Genomic DNA, 19,539 nt, shown 5'->3' with positions numbered 1-19,539 from the left:
GGCGGGTTCAGCCAGATTTTTACGTTTCTGTGGCTGCACCGCACCTGCGCCTCCCGAGCCGGTCGGACAAATGCCATTTTCTACTGCCTGGTTGACGTTATAAAGCAAGCAGGTGATTATCAGGCCTATGGCCGTCAGCAGACCGATAACGGTCGATGCAAAAAAGCTTACGCGGCCAATGAGGTAGCTTCGACCTTGGCAAAGACGCGGGCCATGTAGCCCTACGGTTACCAACTCGGGCCTGAGTGGAGGACGATCAATGGTGGTAACGATCAACCTACGACATGCAATATTCGGCATTGGAGCGTTCACTGCTCTTTGCGGCGTTTCTCATGCTGAAAGTTACGCTGAAATTCTATTTGAGGAAAAGTTCGAAGTTCACATTCGCGAAATGGTTGCAGGCGGCATCACTCGGAAGAATGCCGAATACATCGCTTACGCTGCTTTGGCCCGCGGCTCGTATGAACTGTGTGGCGATCATCTCTTTCCCAAAAGCTTGGCTCATGGCAGCTATCAACAATCGCTCAAACAGACATCGCTACCCCAGCGAGTCGTCAATCAGCACATCCGCGCTTTTGAAAAAATAATGAAGGCACAGTTTCAGGACGAGCAGGCACTCATGCGATATTGCGGATCAAAGCCATAATACTGGGTCTTGAGCGTCAGCGGCGGTTTTCAAAACTCGTTCCATCTGCTTTACACTTTGCTGAAACACGCCTCCTGACTATCGCATCAGGGAACAGTGCGCACCGGCAACGCTTCACATTTTGATGGCCCGTCGAGCCTTAGCGAATTTATACTGCTCTCGATCACGTCTAGGTCAGCGTGCAAACCAGGCAGTGTCTACGCAAGGCGCTTTCACCGGCTTGCCACATCCTTAGTTCTTCGGAGTGAGGTTTTGGGCAAGGAATGCGATGTGGTGAATTGCGAAGTCGTGCCCTTTGAAGATGGCCGCGGGAGGGTCAACAAGAAGCGGATCGTTTGGCGTCCGGCGCAGATGTGAGCCGGACCACACCATCGGCGGATCAATCGACAATGAGTATATTCTCCAGGCCCATTGCAACTCCATTAAATGTTAGCACACTTCCAAACTCGACCTGGAGAATCTCGCTCAAAAATTGGGTTGCAAGGACAGTTGCCTTTACGATCAACTCATTCCCAGACCCTACTGTTGGAAATGCCGATCAAAGGATATTGGGCTGATTTTATCGAGCGGGAGGTCGAGGACGCGGACAAGCGATATCGCCAGAGGTCCTGGAAAGCAGAGGATCGCCCCTAATGGCCCGATCCAGACATTGAGAAAATCCATCGCAGCCCAAACCTTGGGGATACCTACGACGTTTGCGGCAACAGGGTTCCTCTGGTATTGGTGGGTGACCTGTTTCTACTTTATTCAATTTGGAATTGTGATCGCGCTTGTCGTTTGAGCGGTATAGAACCGGGGGGTTCTGTTCAATCGGCGAAACGATGGTGTGGGGAGTTCCGCCCAATGGCCAGAAAGTCACTTTTGCTTGTCGGTTGTCTACAAGGGTTCTCGATCTTCGCGGTACTGTTGCTTGTGGCAGGCTGCGCGGGACGTCCGAAGAATGTCTTGTTGCCGGTGGCCGACACTGCGCCTTCGTCGAGCAGGGTGGAAATGCTGGTGACAACGACCCGCAGTCGCTCTACCAACCGTGGTGAGATGTTTACAGGTGAGCGGGGCCTGATGCCCGCATTTGCCGACATCACCGTGTCGATTCCGCCAAAAAATGTTCGCAAAGAAGGTGAAGTAGCCTGGCCGAAAAGGCTGCCTCCCAACCCGGCGACCGATTTCGCCACGCTGAAGGCGGACGAATTAACGCTGGATGCGGCCAAAAAATGGCTGAGCGCCTCGGTCAGGAAGAGTCCGGACCGCAGCGTTCTTGTCTTTATCCACGGGTTCAACAATCGGTTCGAGGATTCCGTCTATCGTTTCGCGCAGATCGTCCAGGATTCTGGGCGTGCACAGCGCACCCGTGCTGGTGACGTGGCCGTCGCGCGGAAGCCTGCTCGCCTATGGCTATGACCGCGAGAGCACCAATTACACCCGCAATGCGCTGGAGAATCTGTTCCAGTACCTGGCGCGCGATCCCGAGGTGAAGGAAGTCTCAGTTCTAGCGCATTCGATGGGAAACTGGCTCGCCTTGGAGTCGCTGCGACAGATGGCGATCCGCAATGGTAGGCTTCCCGTGAAATTCAAGAACGTTATGCTGGCGGCTCCCGATGTCGATGTCGACGTGTTCCGGTCGCAGATCGCAGATATGGGGAAACAGCATCCGCAGTTCACGCTTTTCGTGTCTCGTGACGACCGCGCGCTGGCATTGTCACGTCGCGTCTGGGGAGACATTCCCAGACTTGGATCAATCGACCCCGAGCAGTCTCCATACAAAAAGGAACTTGAAGCCAACAAAATTACCGTGATCGACCTCACCAAAATTAAAGTCAGCGATGATCTCAATCACAGCAAGTTCGCCGAATCTCCGCAGGTTGTGCAACTCATCGGCAAACGCATTTCGGAAGGCCAGACGCTCACGGACAACAGGGTAGGGCTAGGCGACCAGATACTCGTGGCGACAACCGGCACGGCGGCCGCCGCAGGAAATGCCGCCGGCCTGATACTGGCCGCTCCCGTTGCTGTCGTCGATCAAAATACCCGCGATAACTACGCGAGCCAAGTCGGTGCCCTGACCGGCCCGAGTGCTGCAAGAAAACCTATCGCAAAGGGCTGCGATGCCCAACCGACAACGAGGTGCAACTGAGACGGTTCGGCTATGCTGCCTCTAAACGGTAATTTTGCCCCGTAGGCCAACAAACGTATACACCAGCCACGCAGCGCCGAACGGTGCGCCTCGCACTACGCCGCGCAATCCCTGGAATCGGCAGCTCCGCCGCTCATTTCGAACAGCGGAATTCTAGTGTTTCGCTGGGAGCGGCTTTGCCGATACGATCTTAATACTTAAATCGAAGGGATTAGTTCCAAAGCCTGCAGTATAAATAGATTGGTAATCGAACCCCATCAACATTTGAGAAAATAATCAAATGGAGAATGCCATGATTGCTGTATTGTTGCTTGGCGCATTTGTTTCAATTGGAAGCATCGAAAAGGGAGATGAAATAGTTCAGGCCCAGCTAGAATTGTTAAAGATATCCTATTTTTGCGACGATCCACTTTACAGGACAAAGAGAAGTGACGCGGTGAAAATTATTTCCCGACTTCAAGGAGTAACGTCTTTCGGCCAAACGATCGTAGAGGATCTCGATACCGCGTTAAAAAACAAAAAGGTGAAAATGAACAAGCCAGTCAATAGGGGCGATTGTATCGTTTTGATTGCAGAGGCCAAGGACGCCGTGGATCGGCTAATCAACCAAAAATAGCCAAATAGTCCTTCAGCTAGGTGAATGGTTTGATGAGCACAGGGGACTTCAAAACAAGACATACTTGCCGGTCAAATATTGGCTGAGCACACACCTTTTTTGCGGGCATATCTTGCTAACGCCTGTGCCGCTTCCCTGGTCGAACTTCCGTTGGGTCATTTGATTTGACAGGTCGATCAGCCGGGTATCCACTCTAAGCGGGAGGGTAATAGGGAGGACAAAATGTTCAAGCTTATTGCCGTCGCATTGTCGGCGATGTCAATCGCTGCCTGGTCTGTTACCGCCTCCGCCGAAGAGAGCGGGCACTGGAAGGGCAAAGCAGTGCTTATTGTCACCAATCAACCGACAGTCAAGGTTGCTGACCAAAGCGACCATCAGCTCATGTTAACCGAATTGGATGGCATTGTATTCAGCGAAGGCGAGAAACCTTTCTTGGATAATGCACGCTACCAAGTTGTCGACCTCAATGACTCAGGTGGCCTGGTGAGCGGGGGTTACAAGACATTTACGGCTGGCGACGGCTCGAAGGTGTTTGCCCAGTACAAGGTGACCGGTGGAGCGCCGCCAACATTCAATGGGGAGTGGAAGTTTGTGGGGGGTACCCAAAAATACAAGGGCATAAGCGGTAGCGGAACGTTCAAGATAACCTGGGTAAGCGACACCGCCGCTTGGGATTTGCTTGAAGGAGACTACAGGCTTCCATAGGCCGTGCTCAATGAGCTTTTGTGGAATCTCGGCGCTGGCGGCGGGGAACGTTTTTGTGATCACGCCCTTTTCCAGTCGAAAGCCGGTTCACAAATGCCCCAGATCGTTTAACTGATTTGCAGCTTCTGCGGATCCAGGATAGAGCACGCTGGCCGGTCAGGCCCAGCCCAAACCGATAGCTTGCAGCAGATCGAGGTATATGCCTTAATCGCACATGACCATCAGCGCCCCACTCAATGAGCTTTACCACGTCGGACAATGCCCGAGTTGCCGGCAAGGGTGGCTCATTCTTCAACGAAACCTCTCCAATCAAGTTATTTATGCTCATTGCCAAGAGTGCGAACTGGGTTTCACCACGCCAGACGATCTCGTGCCGCCGTAGAACGGTTTTCTGACCGTCTTGGATGAATACGATTACGAAACAGAAACCCCACCAAACAACAGATTTCGCACACTGTTTGGGCCAACTTCATTGTCAAAGAGCTTTCCTAATTCTTGCTCTGCCGACGGCATAGGTGAAGCTTCACATGGAAAGCTATTGCAAAAATCCATCCGGTGGGGATGTGCAGCTCCGCTGGGGTAGCTCAGGCCCAGAACTCAACGAAGCAATCAAATTTAGCTCCGCGATCATACCCCTCTCGTCGCTTCGTTTGCCAAGCAAGTTCCACCGGGCGAGCGGTTCCCCTCTGTGACAAGCATCGTCTGGTTTTGCTGTGCCGGTGCCCATTCATCCATCCTGACATGAATGGGCAGACAGTCGTGATACTGTGAACGCGGGCCGGCCGTGTCCGCCCGGGATGAAGTGAAGAGGAGACCAGGGAGAGTTCGCCATGTCCAGGATCAACCGCCGCGCTTTGCTTTTTAATTCCGGCAGCGCCGTCATAGCTTCGACGGTGGGAACAACGGCTCTCGCCACAGATGCGCTACGCCGCGACCGGGGATCGTCCCGCGATCTGCAGGCGCTGATCAAAGCGCACAGGGCGACATATGCGGCGTTCGCCAAGGCAATCCACGAAGTGAATGGCAGCAACCCAGGCCACGCTGACAGAGCGAGCCGGGCTGAGGAGAGAGCATTGCTGGCTGTCTGCGCCTGTTCTGCGGTTAGCAGTTGGGATCGCCATGTCAAGGCTCGATATCTTTTGAAGATTGAGGCGCGGGGTGAGCTAGACCTGTCCGAGCACATGCAGACTCTTCTGCGTTCGATGATGTGCGAAAGATAGCACCGACCCCGCGTGCTTCAAGCTTGGTCTGTAACGAAGCTTAAATGGCTGGCTTCAACAATACAAGGGCTGGCGACCGCCGATATTAGACATCATTCCACCGCAATTCGCGGCCGAGCTTATGAGAATGTTCACTCGGTCAACGCCTTGGCCAACGGCGTACGAAAGGGCTACGCAACCATTTGCCGCGTAGCCCTTAAGTGAAGCGCTATAGCGGACGATAGTTCCTTGCACGATCACGTTCGCGCGCGATTTCTTCCTCTGTTAGATCCGGACTGGTTTCGTCGAACCGTTCCCAGCCCTCTTCACGGTACATTGCGCGCCGCGCATCGATGTCGATAGCGCGATTTTCATTTATGATCGAGCGGGCAACGTCCTCGCTATCATCATTCACCCTCGCGGAAACGAGGACACCCCCACGGCGAACGCCTTCGGCGTAAACGTGTGCCTCATCTTCGTCTACACCGGCGCTTGTCAACGAGCCGATGATGCCTCCTGCAGCGCCACCTGCGACTGCACCTGCTGCAGCTCCAGCTGCGGTCGCTGCAAGCCAGCCTGCCGCAACAACCGGCCCGACGCCAGGAATGGCCAGCATTCCCAACCCGGCAAGCAGGCCACCCGCACCACCTACGACTGCGCCAATGCCAGCTCCTGCCGCGGCACCTTCACCAGCGTTTGTTTCACCCTCTCCATTGCGGCCGACGAGACTGATGTCAGATGACGGGACGCCGGCATCTTCAAGAGCGGTTACAGCAGCGCGTGCATCGGCGTAATTGTCGTAAAGTCCGGTAACTGTTTTCATGGCGATTCTCCCAACGATGGTTTCTTATTTTGCGGATTCAGTAATGTTGCCTTGAAAGTCCAACTTGACTTCAAACGACTTGCCCGCCTTCATGGCCGTGCCAGTCCACACCCCATCCTCGCCCTTGGTGAGAGCTGAAACATCGGTGTAGCCCTTTTCCTGAATCCGCTCCTTGGCCTGTGCTTCCGTGAAGCTGTTTTCACCGGCCACTGGAGCCGCAGGATTTTGAGTATCAGGGGTCGAAATCGCTGGAGTCTCAGCATCCGTTGCTGGCTTTGTCTCTTGAGCATTGGCGACAGCGATGAATGACATTGCACTGAGTGCGATGAGTATGCGTTTCATGGTACCCTCACTTCATTACGCGTGATTTCGTTTCAGCCAAACGTCATCGATGAACTAAGGTTCCGAACTTCACATGACAATAAACCGAGTTTGGTTTCGGCCCGCGCCGACGGCGTATTTGGGCCTGGCCGACCAACTTTGACGTTTTCCGAGAGGTGGTCCGCATTATTGCCTCGATCGAAATGTGGCCGCATGATCCTGTAATTCAAGCCGCACAACTGTGTCGCGCCTGTTGAATTCCAAATCGACGAGCAATTGCAGCCATGGCCGCATCGCACCAGTGTTCGTTAGCGCCTCCAGTCGGATCCCGGCCAAACTACGGAACTCCATCCAGATACTTTTCGAGGTAGGCTTTGCTTGATACTCCGACGGCTCAGCGCTGGCCCCGTTCAGATTGCCAGAACGGCGGTTCGACAGTGCTGATATTATTCGGTGCAGGCGGTCGCGGGTATATCTGTTGAGCGAAACGGCTTCTGTCGATGCGATGGGCTCCGTGTGTGCCTTATTTTGCCGTTTTCGTCGGATCAATACAGACGCTGAAGACACACACGGGCCCATACGCCGGTCGAACGCCGATTAAGTGATGACCAACAATGATGCGATCGCTGCGGCACCAATTGCTGCAATTTGAACCATTTTCTCGGCGACGGAGCGCTGGCCAGCGTTGCGGCGCGTATCGCCGAAAATCACGATGCACGTTGCCGCAAGGGCGCTTGAGATAGTTATGAAAACTGTAACCATAAAGACGATCTGCAACGATACCACGTGAGCCTCCAAATTCAACCGGCAGACAGTATCGCTCAGAAATTGAAGGGGAGGATAAGTCGGTCTGCGGGTTACCGCCAGTTGAGAACAGTGAACGGATCCAGACGTAATATCGCTTGGTCGAGCTCCCTTGAACCACCACAAGAGCGAGCAGTTCGTGCCCAACATTTGGCAGCCATGCATGCTGGGGAACCTGGGCGAGTGGAGCACCACAGGGTCTACACCGCAGCCCGATCGGAACCAATTCGCCGAATATTCCGTTTCGCGAATACGAAGTCTCTCGAAGGAAGATCCCCATGTCCGACATTAACAAACCAGACGACAAAGAGGTATTTGATCGCAGCAGTTCCACCACCTTTGGACGTTCTGTGGAAAGCGAAGCGCAACAATCAGATGCCGCCGGCCGCTCTTCGCCACTTCCCGGATCCGATCAAATCGATTGGTTCCCACAGCCTCAGCGGAGGACCCTCGCTGGCAAAATTCGCCTTTTCAGGGTGAGGTGCTGGTCGCCGCACGGACCGCTGGCGACGCCAGATTGGTCGCAGCAGGACGGGAGCTCGACTTCATGGAGATCGATGCTGCGCCTGCGGACGATGTGACGACGATCAATGCAAGCGCATTCAGGGACGACAAACTTTATACGGTGATCGAAGTTGACAGCGATCGCACCGATCTCAAACGCGGCGTGATTGAAGGGTCAATAAGGATCGACACCATCCGTCCGGTCGAGGTTTGAACCGTCGATCGCAGCTCGACATACCACGCGATTTGGACGAAAGCACCTCGACTGGGCGGCTGGGTGAGTTCGCCTTCGGAACCAAGATGTTTGTGAGCCGTTGCTGAATATCCATTCATGCATAAAGGATAGATTCAAATGGTCGAGACCTCCGCTCCCAACGAAAAACCTCAAGCTACGGAAAATCGCCAAGAAAAGCTGGAAAAACCGATCGCATCGCCTCGGAAAAAAATTACGAAAAGGGAAACCCCCGTCCGAGTTCAGCCATCCAAAGTTGCTGGTCCGGCACGCGCGAAATCTTCCGACCAGGCGTCGAAGACCGTGTCAAGTGTGACCCAGGGCCTGCGGGCGCAGGCGCAAACTGTTTCCGAAGTGGCGCGAGACCACCCGGGAACGACCACATCAGTCCTTGGTGTCGTCGGCGTCCTTGGCTTCTTCCTGGGCTTACTGGTTGGACGAGCCCTCACCGATAACGAACGACACCGATGGTATTGACCCGGGGGGTGCTCATCCCGTTCGATCGTCTCATGGCTGCTGTTTCGGGAACATGCGGGCGTGTCATCCCTTGCACCATCAGATCCGGGATCTCTTGCGAAACTGCAAACCTCAATACCAAGTCAGTTGGCCCTAATGCCGTGATGTCCATCCCTTGGCGGAACTATCTGTCGTTTCGCATGTTCAACACTATGAGAAAAGGATGCACATCATGGACAAGCAAAATTCACAAACACCGGTTCGTGAGACCGCAAAGGAAGCGCGGCAGGGCCCACTCGGTCGGCCGATTCTCATGGTGCTTATTGGTGGGTTGATTCTCGCACTCGTAGCCTGGGCTGCTGCCGAAATGTTTGGCGAGAGCGCGGACGACGGCGCAACGATTACAAATCAGAACACCGACACCGGTGGAAAAAACACGCCTTTGAATAATGCGACACCGCCTTCCGGCGATCAATCGACGACCAATGCTCCTGCCAATAAAAGCCCGACACCTCAGACGGGCACCGGTGGCGACACTCAGACCAAAAACCCTGCCGGAACTGCGCAGTAATCCGGCCTGCCGGGACTTTTGTCTTATAGAATTTCTTGCGAAGCTTTTTTCGTTTCGCTCACTCTCGGCACGGAGCAAAGACCCCACGGTTGCCGATTATTTGATGGCGGGTTACTCACCGGAGGCCAGAAACCTGTTGGACTGTACCTAAATGGCCAGAGGGATCTCTTTTGCAAATACCGAGTTTTACCACAATGTCGGCCATGAGCTGGCGCCGCCACTCGTGACCCTATTTCTATAATTCTCGGCGTATGTGTTTAGATTTTAAGGCTAATCGGTTTCAAATTTCGATCGCCGGACTCTGTCGTTGGGCGTTCCCAAGGCGGAAAAAGGACTTGGCTGTAAACAAACCAAGCCAATCCACAACGACGGTAGGGTCCCAGGTGTCTCAGACATGCGGTATTGGACAATGCCGGGGCATCTATACGAAATGGTTCCAACAAAATGAGGCTTGGCTTATCGCATCCGGGAAGAATACCTCCCGCGAGGCCTCTGCTTGGTCAATCAGACACGCCCTTGGACGGCCATCAAGACTTTACGGAAAGCCTGGCGCTCTTTCGATTGAGGAATCGGCGCCAGACTCCGCACCCGACGTCGGTTTGGAGAGTGGACGCCGGGTCCTTGCTGCATCCGGGGGAGGGATTCCAGCCTTTATATTGTATACTTTTTCCAGTGACCACAACAATAACTATTTAGGTTGAGTATTCTGTTCTAACACTCGAAAATTTCACGAAATAATCGATCATTTGCGAGCTGAATTGCGCTGGCAAGGTTGACGGAATTTAGCCAAAAAGGGACCGCAGCTGTGGAGCCCGACGCGCGCACCAAAGCAGAAAAATGCGGAGCGCCGAGCCCCGTGCTGGTACCAGCTTCGGCATTTTGGAGCATTAGCCAACGACTATCAATCAGTCGTGAGTTCGCTACAATTCATTATGGATGCTGAGCTCTTTGCGGCGCCGTTGGCCAACAGAGAGCCTTGCCGCTACGGGCAGGGACCGGGGCGCTGACAACAAGTAGCGATCCGGATTGGGGGCAGCAAGTCAAGGCTGCGCCGGTATTGAAAAATTTATGATGTTCGTTTCCCCGTTAGCGCGATGAGGACCATGCCTAATAGCGGCACGTCCTTGTTTAGCATGCTTGTATACTAACCCGAGCCTTCTCAGTTCTCACCATTGCTGCAGACGGCTGCATCGAAGTCGCTGGGGCGGGCTCGAAGGTGCGCCTACACCGCCCAATCCACCAAGCGAACCGCTAAGTAGAGTATTAAAAAGACGAGAAAAATCGCCAAAGCGACACCCATCGCCTTTTCCATTTTCGCTCCTAAAAACCCTGCATGCTGCAACAAGAGTCCGGCGATCCACGTCTCACCGAAAATCAAAGAGCCCCGATTGCAACGTAACTCAGGCCTGGGGCATTGGTGGAACGGCGCTCGATTTCAGCCTGGCACGCTACTTCGAATGGGCGACAAGGCCATTTCACCGGTGAGGCTTGATTCGACCAAGTTGGAGCCAGAAATGCTAGGTCTCCGGTATCACCAGCGAAGGGAACAACAAAATTTGAGTTGATTCTTGATACCCGCACTTGTCAAGCATTCGCCCACTGTCCTTCGGTATGGTGGCGCAGAGCTCCGGCGCGTTCGTTTGCTCCATCGCGGTTCGAGTCTACCCGCCAGGTAGCGCTGTGGTGGCGAGCGATGTAGGTGCCAGCCCCTGGCCGTCTACAAATGCCACATGCGCGATAGCTTATTCGCCAGCCAGGCACAACAGGAGGATTTCCTTGCAGGTCTCAAGCTTCGGCCTATAGCCTTTCCGCCGTGCAGGACGGAGCCGATTCTGAATGGCTTGTAGTCTTCATGCGTTGCGACATTCTTCAGCCTCGTCTTGGACGAGCCTTCCGCTTAAGGCGCCAATTCCAATAAAAATCGTTTGGCTTCTTTCTAGAGGAGCGCTCGGCCTCCTTCCCCGCTGCGACAGCTTGTTGACTGCTCATACTGTGTGTCGGCTCATGCACATCAACGTATTCGCCGATGATATCCATTGGGTTTAATTCAAGTGCCCGGCAAATGTGGATCAGCGTGGCAACGGCGATGCGGTTAGCACCGCTCTCATACTTCTGGATCTGAACATATGATCTTCCGATTGCTGCCCCAAGCTGCACCTGACTGAACCCTGCCGCCAAGCGGAATTCTCGGAGCTTCACGCCGATCTCCTTGTCAATCTGCTCAACACGTGATCTTGGGGTCAATTCAGCCCTCACCGGCCATCTTCATATGACCATCCCCGACCTTATCGCTTTTCAAAACCGAAGGCTCCAGCGCCTTGTAACCGAAACGCATGCAGTCATGTTCAAGGGGCCCGGCAGGTCCTATCTCGATGCGGGAAGGGTAGGCGGGCTTTTCCAAGGTTTTCGACATCGTTCCTGCTATTGTTTTACGGTCGATGCGGCGCGTTTGCTGCGCGTTGCCTGGCGCGCATCTCGATCCGAGGTTTCGCTTTCGACAGACGCGCTCAATCTTTGATAGACGCCCAATCCAACTAGCAACATCACACCGGTGAACAGGAGAAGGGTGGGATATATCATCATCGGGACATCTTTTTTCCCAGCTTCGAATACCGCGACCAATCCTTCAAGAAACACTGCTATGGCAATCGTTGAAATGAACTTGGTCAGACTCCTTCGTGCTTCGGCCGCTTGACGCATCTGACGTGCGCGAATTGCCTCTTCCTCCAAGAGGTATTTTCCGACATCGAATACTGCAATTGCGATGACGGTATATCCCACTGCTTCGAGCAGAGTGGTTCCAATGTTGACACTGTATGCCAATAAATCTCTTGCTACTTCGTAGGCTGCATACGCGATCAATCCAAAGGCCAGTAACATGAGAAATGCACTCGCGACGCCGAAAGCAATTCGAGTAACCCTCTCAAAAATCATGCCTTGATTTCCCCTGAAGATTGGACCAGCAGATATTTCATTTCTTTCGCAATCGCTTCAACTCGGTCTCGACCGAAAGCAACACGTTTGGATGCATCGCCAGATGGGTGTTTTCAGCAACCTGGATCATCGCGGCCAAGATTTCTTCTTTGGTCCATCCGGCTGCTTGAGCTTCACCCAGCAACTCCAACATTCGATCTTCTATTGCCCGCTGACAATCTCGGAAGCGATCCGGATGATTTGGCGGATATTGTGGTTTTGGAATGGTCACGAGCCGTCACCTGTAAAGCGCTCATCGTTGTATGGCGGGTCACCGAAGTCCTTTGCACTATAAAGTGCGATCAACTGTCCTTCGCCTTCGTCGGGCACTCCTGAGAAGATAAATACCTCACCGAGTTCAGGATGATGACCATGGATGCCACTAAACGGAAACTCGTCTGGATCGGAAGATTCGTGAAAAGTCACATCGTCGATAAGATCGTCGTCCTTCGCATGAAAGATTATTTCTGCAGAGCCCGAAAGCTCGCGCGTGTCCGTCATTGCCTTCCTAACCTCAAATTCAAACGCGCGATCCCAGCTTTCATCTCCATTGAAATCCTTGTCGCGAAACCTGACTTTCCACGGCATCGCTCAATCCTCCCGTTAGAGCAGTAGCGGCTCGTCTTCCTCTGCCTTCGGTTGGGCAAAACGATCAATTCTCCCTCTGGCGGGGGTTTTTGCATTTGCAGGGCCTGTTCTGCGAGCGCATTCATCCAGATGTCGATTTCCCCGGCCGTTCGCAAGATAAACGGTTGTTAAAAAAGGCGAAGACATCGGCGTGCACCGGACCTTCCTCCTTCTTCCCAACGCATTTAGAGCAAACCAGTGCGGTGGCTTTTTCTTCATTACAGGATAGGGATGTGGGCCGTATTCCGAAAAGCTTGTCGCCGCTACAGCGAAGCGGCTTTCCAGTCCAAACCATCGCTGCCAGTGCGGCGATTTCACATTGCAGATGTTGGTGACGCCGTCGTCGACTTCGCCCTTTGCGAACTGCGGTAGCGTTGGCCTTTCCCAGCGGGCTCGTGCCAACTCGCGATCGCCGTTGGCGTCCTTGCGACCGATCGGGGCCGGATAGTCCGGATAGACATCCATCTGTGGCGTCAGTCGATGGGTAAGATCACTAATCGGCAGGAAGAGCTGCCCCACCGCTTCGTTAGTCGTTGTAGTGTTGTAAAGATTACACATGGTGGGGATGATAGTTGATCCGACATCGACCGCAAGCGTGTCGCGAGGCGAAATTATAGGGAACGAGGGCCATGAAAACTCTAGGGCCTGCGGGTAGACAGTTGAGGTTCTGGTGCAAGGAAATGCGATGTCGTCGATTGCGAAGCCGTGCCGTTTGAATATGACTCGACCGGGTTAACAAGAAGCGGATCCACGTCGCGATTTCGGCCACACCGTATTGATGTGCCAACTCATTGGAACATTCTCTTGCGGTGAGCAGTTAACCATGCATCACAAGGAGAAAATGATATGGGCGATCCAATCCCGGGTCCGGAACCTGACCCGTACCCAGATCCTGTACCAATCCCGTTGCCTGACGATCCACCGATTCCGGGCCCGCCAGTAGAGGAGCCCTCGCCAATTCAGTTGCCGGACGAGATGCCCCTCCCAAATCCCGATGAGGTGCGGGAGCCACCGAAGCGCGTCTGATGCTGCGCGTTTTTGTATGGAAGTTCGGCTTTTGCTTTTTCCCGGCTTACCGATAGCCCGCCCAAATCAATGAATTGCGAGAGGGAACAATGACCGTAAACCTTGTCTCTCTTCAGAGAGCTTACGGGCTCAATGCGACGCGGCTTTAAAGTCATCGCTCGCGGGCGTCGTGCGATCTACGATTTTCTCCGGCGCAGATAATCATCAATAATCAGCTGGATAGCGCTTACGCGATCGAGGAAACGTCTGTCTAAGGCGGCTAGATCCCGAGCGGCCGTGCTTGGATTTATGCCATTTTTTCACTTTTCCAGCTGGCGCCAGCCGTATCAGCTCATCGACATAATTGCCCGCTTCTTTGGCCGCTTCGATGAAGGCGCTGCGTGCAGCATCGGGTGGTAGCTTGCGTTCCAGGCATAACAGGAGCGCGCACCTGGCTGCGGAAAGTTTCTCGCCTCGCTCAATAGGCCAATAATTGAGGAGCTGTTCAACAGCGCGAAGTAGCGAGGTAACAACGAGCATTCGTCCAGTCTTGCTGGCCACAATTCTTACCCCATTGAACCGTCGATCTTCCATCGAACCGAACGGAGAAGGAGCGGGTCAGTTCCGCAACATGGAGTAAGCAATATTTACTATGTGATTTGATCCTTCGCGGTAATCAACATAAACCAAGCCCGACCCATCGGAACCCCACCCGGGGGGCCGAGCTGTTTGCTTGATGACACGTAAGAATCCAATCTCAGGCCTGACGCTGATGGATTGGAATGACGTTCGAAATTTGATTTTTAATCATATGCTTGGTCACAGGTATTTCTGAATGTCGTACTATCGTCGTACCTACAGGTAAAACCCCTGGCGATCAGGTATCAAATTTGGCAGAAACTGCCATGAGGCATCACTCCACAAACGGACCACCCTGACGCGTACGTCACCCAATCTGTTCCAAGCAAAATAGAGAGAAGGCAGCGGCGGCGTTCATCATTGTGCGCTGCCGAAGCACAGACGCGGGTCTGTCCAGGAGGGCATGGGCCGCCCTCATCCTCAGCGAGATCTCGCCGGACCAAACCGATGCAATTCTCACGCGCGTATGCAGAGAGCCGCGGGTCATGGGGGCCACCGTCGCGGCGCGCCTCCATGCGGAGCCAGCATTCCGTGCTGATCTGGAGGTAGCGAAGTCCGAGCCGGCGGCCATTCGCAGTATGCACACCTACACGCGATTGCACCGCAGAGAGACTGCGGCATGGTACAATAAGTATCAGAAAGCGTGTTTTATGTTCATTCTTATTAAATTGATATGATACAAATTAATGACGTAGAGGCCGAATTGTCCGGAAGGGGCCCGTGACGTTCGTTTGGGGAGTTGGGGATTGGCCGACAATATACATCCGGCGGCGATAGAACACTTGCCAGTTTTTATCGCTGCCCCCGGCCAAACCGACTGGCTGTTCAACGTGGTCGTCGTCTTCCTTTTGGCAATGGTCCTCATAGTCGGTAATTTCTATTTTAAACTCCATGCACTGCCCGAGCACATGGCGCATCGGGGCAAAAAAGTGCAAATGGAGATTGTGGCCGTGCTCGCGCTCATTTCTCTTTTTACCCATAACCATATTTTTTGGATCGCCGGTCTGTTGCTGGCGATGATCGATTTGCCGGATTTCTCGACGCCGATGGTGTCGATTGCACAATCGCTCGAAAAGCTTTCCGGACGTGATAAACTTGGCGAGGATAAGGCAATCGTTTCGCTCCCCGAACCAGAGCCGAAATCTGAGACTGCGGGCGGAGTGTCTGAGCATGTTTGAATTACTTCTCTGTTCCATGCTCACAGTCTTTCCGGACTATCTCTTCCGTCGTTATGTGCAAGGCAAGCGTCTTGGCCGGGATATCAACCTCTATACCGTTTGGTATGAGTTGCGCTGGGGAATTACGGCGTGTCTGTTGCTGACTGTTTCGTTGATTACTCTCATCTTTTACTATCATCCGTCGACGAAGAACGTCACCGCGATATTCCGCACCGTGACCATCCTTCCGGAAACCACTGGCCGTGTTGCTGAAGTATTCGTCGGGGTCAATGCCAAGGTGCAAGCCGGCGATCCGCTGTTTCGGCTCGACAGTTCTGAACAGGAGGCAGCGCGGGAGACGGCACAACGCCAAATCGCTGAAACTGTTGCCGAGGCCGCTGTGGCACAAACCGAACTTGCGGCAGCGGACGGTCTCATCCAGCAGGCGCAAGGTGCATACCAGCAGTCTCTGGACGAGCTGGCAACCAGGCAAGAGCTTTTGCGGCGCAATGCGGACGTCTCGGTTCGAGAGGTGGAGCGATTGCAAATCGCCGCGGATGGCCGGAAGGGCGCGCTCGACGCCGCTGTCGCCAACAAGCGGACGATAGAGACAAAACTCTCATCCCTCCTGCCTGCTCAGAAGGCGAGTGCAGAGGCAGCGCTGGCGCAGGCACAGGTCGAACTGGATAAGACCCTGGTTCGGGCCGGTGTCGCGGGAACGGTTCAGCAGTTCACGCTCCGGCCCGGCGACATTGTCAATACGATGATACGACCCGCAGGGATCCTCGTTCCCGAAGAAGCAGGACGGGTAGCGCTAATTGCCGGCTTTGGTCAGATCGAGGCGCAGGTGATGAAAAAGGGGATGATTGCCGAGGCCACGTGCATCGGCAAGCCCTTTACGATCATTCCCATGGTCGTAACCGAGGTCCAGGATGTCATTGCCGCTGGGCAACTCCGTGCATCGGACCAACTGCTCGATGTAGGACAGATTGCCCAGGGAGGGACGCTCACCGTGTTCCTCGAACCGCTCTATCCCGGTCTGCTGGCCGGCTTGCCGCCAGGCAGCAGCTGCATCGCCAATGCCTATACCAACAACCACGAAGCTCTCGCCGCGAAAGATATTGGCACAGCAGAATGGCTGTTCCTGCATGTCGTGGATACGGTCGCGATTGTGCATGCCATGATCCTCCGTATGCAGGCGCTGCTGCTGCCCGTCCAGACACTCGTGTTGGGTGGCCACTAACGCTCTGTTGGATTTGCAGTCAGGGATGTCCTCGTAAGTGAGCGCCTTTGGCGGAGCCTCCCCGCACCCATTGTAATTGAGACAGGCCGACTTCTTGAGTGTATATTGTTGAAACTGCACGTCGGGGTTTTGAATGCACATGGCTGCAATCCGGGACTTGACCGCCAAGGTAAGCGTCCTGCTGGCGTTGAGCCTCACTTTATTGTGCGCGTCTCTCACGCCTTCGCAAGCGCAGAGCGTAGCTGCGCCGCCAACGCCGGCCAAGGTTGAGGAACTGATCAAACTCCTGGATGATCCGGAAATCAAAACCTGGATTGCCACAAAGGGTACGCCGCCAGCCGCTGCAGAGATACCTGCTGTGCCAACAGCCAGCGACTTCATGGTTTGGTCGAATACCATTCGAGCGCATTTGCGGGGCCTGGGGCAAGCCATTCCGGCGCTGCCCGGTGAATTCATGGGCGCACGCTCGACGATCATGACCGAAATCAGCGGGCATCGTCCGGGAGCAATCCTGGTGCTCTTCGTCGCATTTGCCGCGCTCGGCTTTGGTGCCGAATTTGCCTTCCGGCGTTTGGTCAGCCAGGCAAGCCGGGGGAATATTGCTTCCGCTACGATTGAGGCAGGCACGCCAGCACGGCATCACGTGATCGGCCGGTCGATCTTCGCCGCTATCGCACCGCTGGTGGTTTTTACTTTTGCCAGCATCGGTGCATTCCTGGCTTTCACCTGGCCGCCGCTGCTTGCTGCAATCATGCTGCCCATGCTGGTCGCTCTGATCGCCTGGCGCGTGATCATGAGAATGACCGCAATCCTGCTTGGAATCGATCACCGGCAGTCGAATGACGGCAGCCAGGCCCCGGTTCGCCTGATTTCGATGGATGATGTGATGGCAGCCTTTTGGTATCGACGGGTTGCCTTGTTCACGGGTATCTTCTTTACGGGATGGGCGGTGGCCCGCGTGATGATCGCGCTTAATTTTACACCCAACGTCAAGAGTCTGATCGTTTACACAATTGGCCTTGGCCTCCTGGCGGTCGCACTCGAAACCGTTTGGAACCGCCCGGGAGCCCCCGTTGCTTCTCGAGTCCACCGCGTCAAGGAGTGGCTGCTCACTTTCTATCTGTGCCTGCTCTGGGTGTTGTGGGTTGCCGGCACGAGCGGGGCTTTGTGGGTCGGCATCTATGCGCTCATCCTGCCGTCGATTTTGAGGACGACCAGCACAATCGTGAAGTCGTTCTTCTCTGGCCCTGATGATAAGGCAAAGCCCAGGAACCCGATCTTCGAAGTGCTCATTGAACGGGGCGCTAGGGTAATCGTCATCGCGCTCGCCGCCGCGTGGCTTGCCGCCGTCGTTCGCATGCGCGCAAGCGGGTTGATGGAGGACGAGGCTGCCAGCCGCATCATCCGCGGCGTATTGAGCGGCGTGGTGATCCTGCTCGCCGCCGATCTGATCTGGCATATGGTCAAGGGCCTTATCAACCAGCGTATCGAACGCGCCCGCATCGAAGGCGGCGATGAAGCTGCGCTGGCCCGTAGCGGGCGTCTCCTGACCCTGCTGCCGATCCTGCGCAATTTCCTTGCCGTGCTGATCGCCGCCATCGCCATCATGATGGTCTTGTCCGGGCTCGGCGTTGCGATCGGTCCATTGATTGCAGGCGCCGGCATTTTCGGCGTCGCGATCGGCTTCGGCTCGCAGTCGCTGGTCAAGGACATCATCAGCGGCATCTTCTACATGACCGATGATGCGTTTCGGGTGGGGGAATATATCCAGAGTGGCAGTTACAAGGGCACCGTTGAATCTTTCGGCATCCGCTCCGTCAAACTGCGCCACCATCGCGGCCCGATTTTCACCGTTCCATTTGGCACCCTAGGTGCCGTGCAGAACATGAGCCGGGACTGGGTCATCGACAAATTCTTTATCTCGGTCAGCTACGACGCGGACATCCCCAAGGTCAAAAAGCTGGTGAAGGGCGTCGGTGGTGCCCTGCTCGCCGATGAGGAGTTCGGCCCGCAGATCATCGAAACGGTAAAAATGAAGGGCGTGGAGGAGTTCGGCGATTATGGCATCAAGTTGAGCTTCGCCATGATGACCAAACCCGGCCACCAATCCACCATCCGGCGGCGCGCTTACGCGATGATCCGCGAAGCCTTTGTGGAGAACGGTATCGGATTTGCCTCACCGACGGTGCAGGTCGCCGGCGAGGAGCATTCGGGAGGTGCAGTGGCCGCTGCGGGCGAAACGATCGCACGCAAGAAGGCCGCTGAAGCAAAATTGAAATTGGTGGAGGGCGAAAGCTGAGCTGACGGCGCTACATTTGATGCGAAGGGTCCCGGAAATCTGACCCAGACCAAAATGTGCTGTCGGGTAGTGGAACTGCATCAGCGCACTTGCACCGCACGTTTTCAGCCATCGGGAGCCCATCAACCCAGCTCTGAGAGGATCGAAAAATGACCGTATACGTGGCCGAGATATCAGGACGAGGAATTGTCGCTTTTGACGCGGCAACCGAAGATGATGCCAAGGCCCGTCTGTCGGACGAGGGGTTACGGCGGGACCTGCATGTGTTCCAAAACCAAGGCCGTTCCCTCTGGGACGGTGTCTCGGAAATCAATTTGCGTGGAGCGCTCCCGAAAGAAGCCGAAGCCTGGCAAGCTAGTCGCGCTACGGCTGGCCAGTCGGGCGAGCCTGGTGGTCACGAGGACTGGCGTATCTTCCTGCTTCCAGTCGTCGATCCTTCGCGATCTCGACGATGACGATGATGATGACGACCGGGACGATGGCGACTGAGGCACCCGTCGGCGACCCCGACAAGTTTCATCAAGGCCCTCTTGAAATGTTTGCGGACGACGACTTTTTCGTTATCGGTGTCCGCCATCCATGCCTGCA

At 54.8% G+C, this 19,539-nt stretch carries 19 protein-coding genes and 3 pseudogenes; 12 read left to right on the top strand and 10 right to left on the bottom strand.

What is annotated here, in order from left to right:
• Positions 1-259: 259 nt before the first annotated feature.
• The 5 genes and pseudogenes from N8E89_RS25270 to N8E89_RS25250 all read left to right on the top strand — a co-directional run bounded on the left by N8E89_RS25270 (position 260) and on the right by N8E89_RS25250 (position 5,318).
• Positions 260-646, top strand: a complete 387-nt coding sequence (locus tag N8E89_RS25270) for a hypothetical protein (protein ID WP_262262532.1) — start codon at positions 260-262, stop codon at positions 644-646.
• A 906-nt stretch (positions 647-1,552) separates the two neighbouring features.
• Positions 1,553-2,777: pseudogene (locus tag N8E89_RS25265) on the top strand (alpha/beta hydrolase).
• A gap of 292 nt (positions 2,778-3,069) precedes the next feature.
• Entirely contained in the window at positions 3,070-3,393 is a 324-nt protein-coding gene (locus N8E89_RS25260) for a hypothetical protein (protein ID WP_262262531.1), read from the top strand.
• A gap of 222 nt (positions 3,394-3,615) precedes the next feature.
• On the top strand, positions 3,616-4,098 hold the full coding sequence (locus N8E89_RS25255) for a hypothetical protein (protein WP_262262530.1): 483 nt from the start codon (positions 3,616-3,618) through the stop codon (positions 4,096-4,098).
• Positions 4,099-4,928: 830 nt separating this feature from the next.
• Positions 4,929-5,318 carry a hypothetical protein gene (locus tag N8E89_RS25250; protein ID WP_262262529.1) on the top strand — a complete coding sequence of 130 codons (390 nt, stop codon included), beginning with the start codon at positions 4,929-4,931 and terminating at the stop codon, positions 5,316-5,318.
• Between the two features lie 208 nt (positions 5,319-5,526).
• On the opposite strand, the gene N8E89_RS25245 is transcribed toward N8E89_RS25250, so the two are convergent.
• From N8E89_RS25245 to N8E89_RS25235, 3 genes are all read right to left on the bottom strand, one after another.
• Positions 5,527-6,120 (bottom strand): general stress protein, encoded by a 594-nt coding sequence (locus N8E89_RS25245; protein WP_262262528.1) that lies wholly within the window; start codon positions 6,118-6,120, stop codon positions 5,527-5,529.
• A gap of 24 nt (positions 6,121-6,144) precedes the next feature.
• A complete protein-coding gene (locus N8E89_RS25240; RefSeq protein WP_262262527.1) occupies positions 6,145-6,462 on the bottom strand; it encodes a PepSY domain-containing protein in 318 nt (105 codons plus the stop codon).
• A 576-nt stretch (positions 6,463-7,038) separates the two neighbouring features.
• Positions 7,039-7,227, bottom strand: coding sequence for a hypothetical protein (locus N8E89_RS25235; RefSeq protein WP_262262526.1), 189 nt, complete (start codon positions 7,225-7,227; stop codon positions 7,039-7,041).
• Positions 7,228-7,523: 296 nt separating this feature from the next.
• Between N8E89_RS25235 and N8E89_RS25230 the strand changes: the two are divergent.
• The 3 genes and pseudogenes from N8E89_RS25230 to N8E89_RS25220 all read left to right on the top strand — a co-directional run bounded on the left by N8E89_RS25230 (position 7,524) and on the right by N8E89_RS25220 (position 9,008).
• Positions 7,524-7,963, top strand: a pseudogene (locus N8E89_RS25230) (hypothetical protein).
• A gap of 138 nt (positions 7,964-8,101) precedes the next feature.
• Positions 8,102-8,458 carry a hypothetical protein gene (locus tag N8E89_RS25225; protein ID WP_262262525.1) on the top strand — a complete coding sequence of 119 codons (357 nt, stop codon included), beginning with the start codon at positions 8,102-8,104 and terminating at the stop codon, positions 8,456-8,458.
• A 211-nt stretch (positions 8,459-8,669) separates the two neighbouring features.
• Positions 8,670-9,008 carry a hypothetical protein gene (locus N8E89_RS25220; protein WP_262262524.1) on the top strand — a complete coding sequence of 113 codons (339 nt, stop codon included), beginning with the start codon at positions 8,670-8,672 and terminating at the stop codon, positions 9,006-9,008.
• A 1,869-nt stretch (positions 9,009-10,877) separates the two neighbouring features.
• Here N8E89_RS25220 and N8E89_RS25215 read toward each other — a convergent pair.
• From N8E89_RS25215 to N8E89_RS25185, 7 genes are all read right to left on the bottom strand, one after another.
• Positions 10,878-11,252 carry a helix-turn-helix domain-containing protein gene (locus N8E89_RS25215; RefSeq protein WP_262262523.1) on the bottom strand — a complete coding sequence of 125 codons (375 nt, stop codon included), beginning with the start codon at positions 11,250-11,252 and terminating at the stop codon, positions 10,878-10,880.
• Between the two features lies 1 nt (position 11,253).
• A complete protein-coding gene (locus N8E89_RS25210) occupies positions 11,254-11,421 on the bottom strand; it encodes a hypothetical protein (protein WP_262262522.1) in 168 nt (55 codons plus the stop codon).
• 8 nt (positions 11,422-11,429) lie between these two features.
• On the bottom strand, positions 11,430-11,942 hold the full coding sequence (locus N8E89_RS25205) for a GNAT family acetyltransferase (RefSeq protein ID WP_262262521.1): 513 nt from the start codon (positions 11,940-11,942) through the stop codon (positions 11,430-11,432).
• 37 nt (positions 11,943-11,979) lie between these two features.
• A complete protein-coding gene (locus N8E89_RS25200; protein WP_262262520.1) occupies positions 11,980-12,213 on the bottom strand; it encodes a hypothetical protein in 234 nt (77 codons plus the stop codon).
• Complete coding sequence (locus tag N8E89_RS25195) at positions 12,210-12,569, bottom strand: hypothetical protein (RefSeq protein ID WP_262262519.1); 360 nt, start codon at positions 12,567-12,569, stop codon at positions 12,210-12,212. Before N8E89_RS25195 ends, N8E89_RS25200 begins: the two co-directional genes overlap by 4 nt.
• Positions 12,570-12,584: 15 nt before the next feature.
• Positions 12,585-13,166, bottom strand: a complete 582-nt coding sequence (locus N8E89_RS25190) for an SOS response-associated peptidase family protein (protein WP_262262518.1) — start codon at positions 13,164-13,166, stop codon at positions 12,585-12,587.
• Positions 13,167-13,838: 672 nt separating this feature from the next.
• Positions 13,839-14,153 carry a DUF982 domain-containing protein gene (locus tag N8E89_RS25185; RefSeq protein WP_262262517.1) on the bottom strand — a complete coding sequence of 105 codons (315 nt, stop codon included), beginning with the start codon at positions 14,151-14,153 and terminating at the stop codon, positions 13,839-13,841.
• A gap of 845 nt (positions 14,154-14,998) precedes the next feature.
• On the opposite strand from N8E89_RS25185, the gene N8E89_RS25180 reads away from it, so the two are divergent.
• From N8E89_RS25180 to N8E89_RS25165, 4 genes and pseudogenes are all read left to right on the top strand, one after another.
• Positions 14,999-15,430 carry a hypothetical protein gene (locus N8E89_RS25180; RefSeq protein ID WP_262262516.1) on the top strand — a complete coding sequence of 144 codons (432 nt, stop codon included), beginning with the start codon at positions 14,999-15,001 and terminating at the stop codon, positions 15,428-15,430.
• Complete coding sequence (locus N8E89_RS25175; RefSeq protein WP_262262515.1) at positions 15,423-16,652, top strand: HlyD family secretion protein; 1,230 nt, start codon at positions 15,423-15,425, stop codon at positions 16,650-16,652. Before N8E89_RS25180 ends, N8E89_RS25175 begins: the two co-directional genes overlap by 8 nt.
• Before the next feature lie 139 nt (positions 16,653-16,791).
• Positions 16,792-18,951 carry a mechanosensitive ion channel family protein gene (locus N8E89_RS25170; protein ID WP_262262514.1) on the top strand — a complete coding sequence of 720 codons (2,160 nt, stop codon included), beginning with the start codon at positions 16,792-16,794 and terminating at the stop codon, positions 18,949-18,951.
• Between the two features lie 149 nt (positions 18,952-19,100).
• Positions 19,101-19,440 (top strand): annotated as a pseudogene (locus N8E89_RS25165) (hypothetical protein).
• Positions 19,441-19,539: the final 99 nt, after the last annotated feature.

The organism is Phyllobacterium sp. A18/5-2 (assembly GCF_025452215.1).
GTDB lineage: Bacteria > Pseudomonadota > Alphaproteobacteria > Rhizobiales > Rhizobiaceae > Phyllobacterium > Phyllobacterium sophorae.
This window is presented reverse-complemented; position numbering and strand designations above follow the sequence as displayed.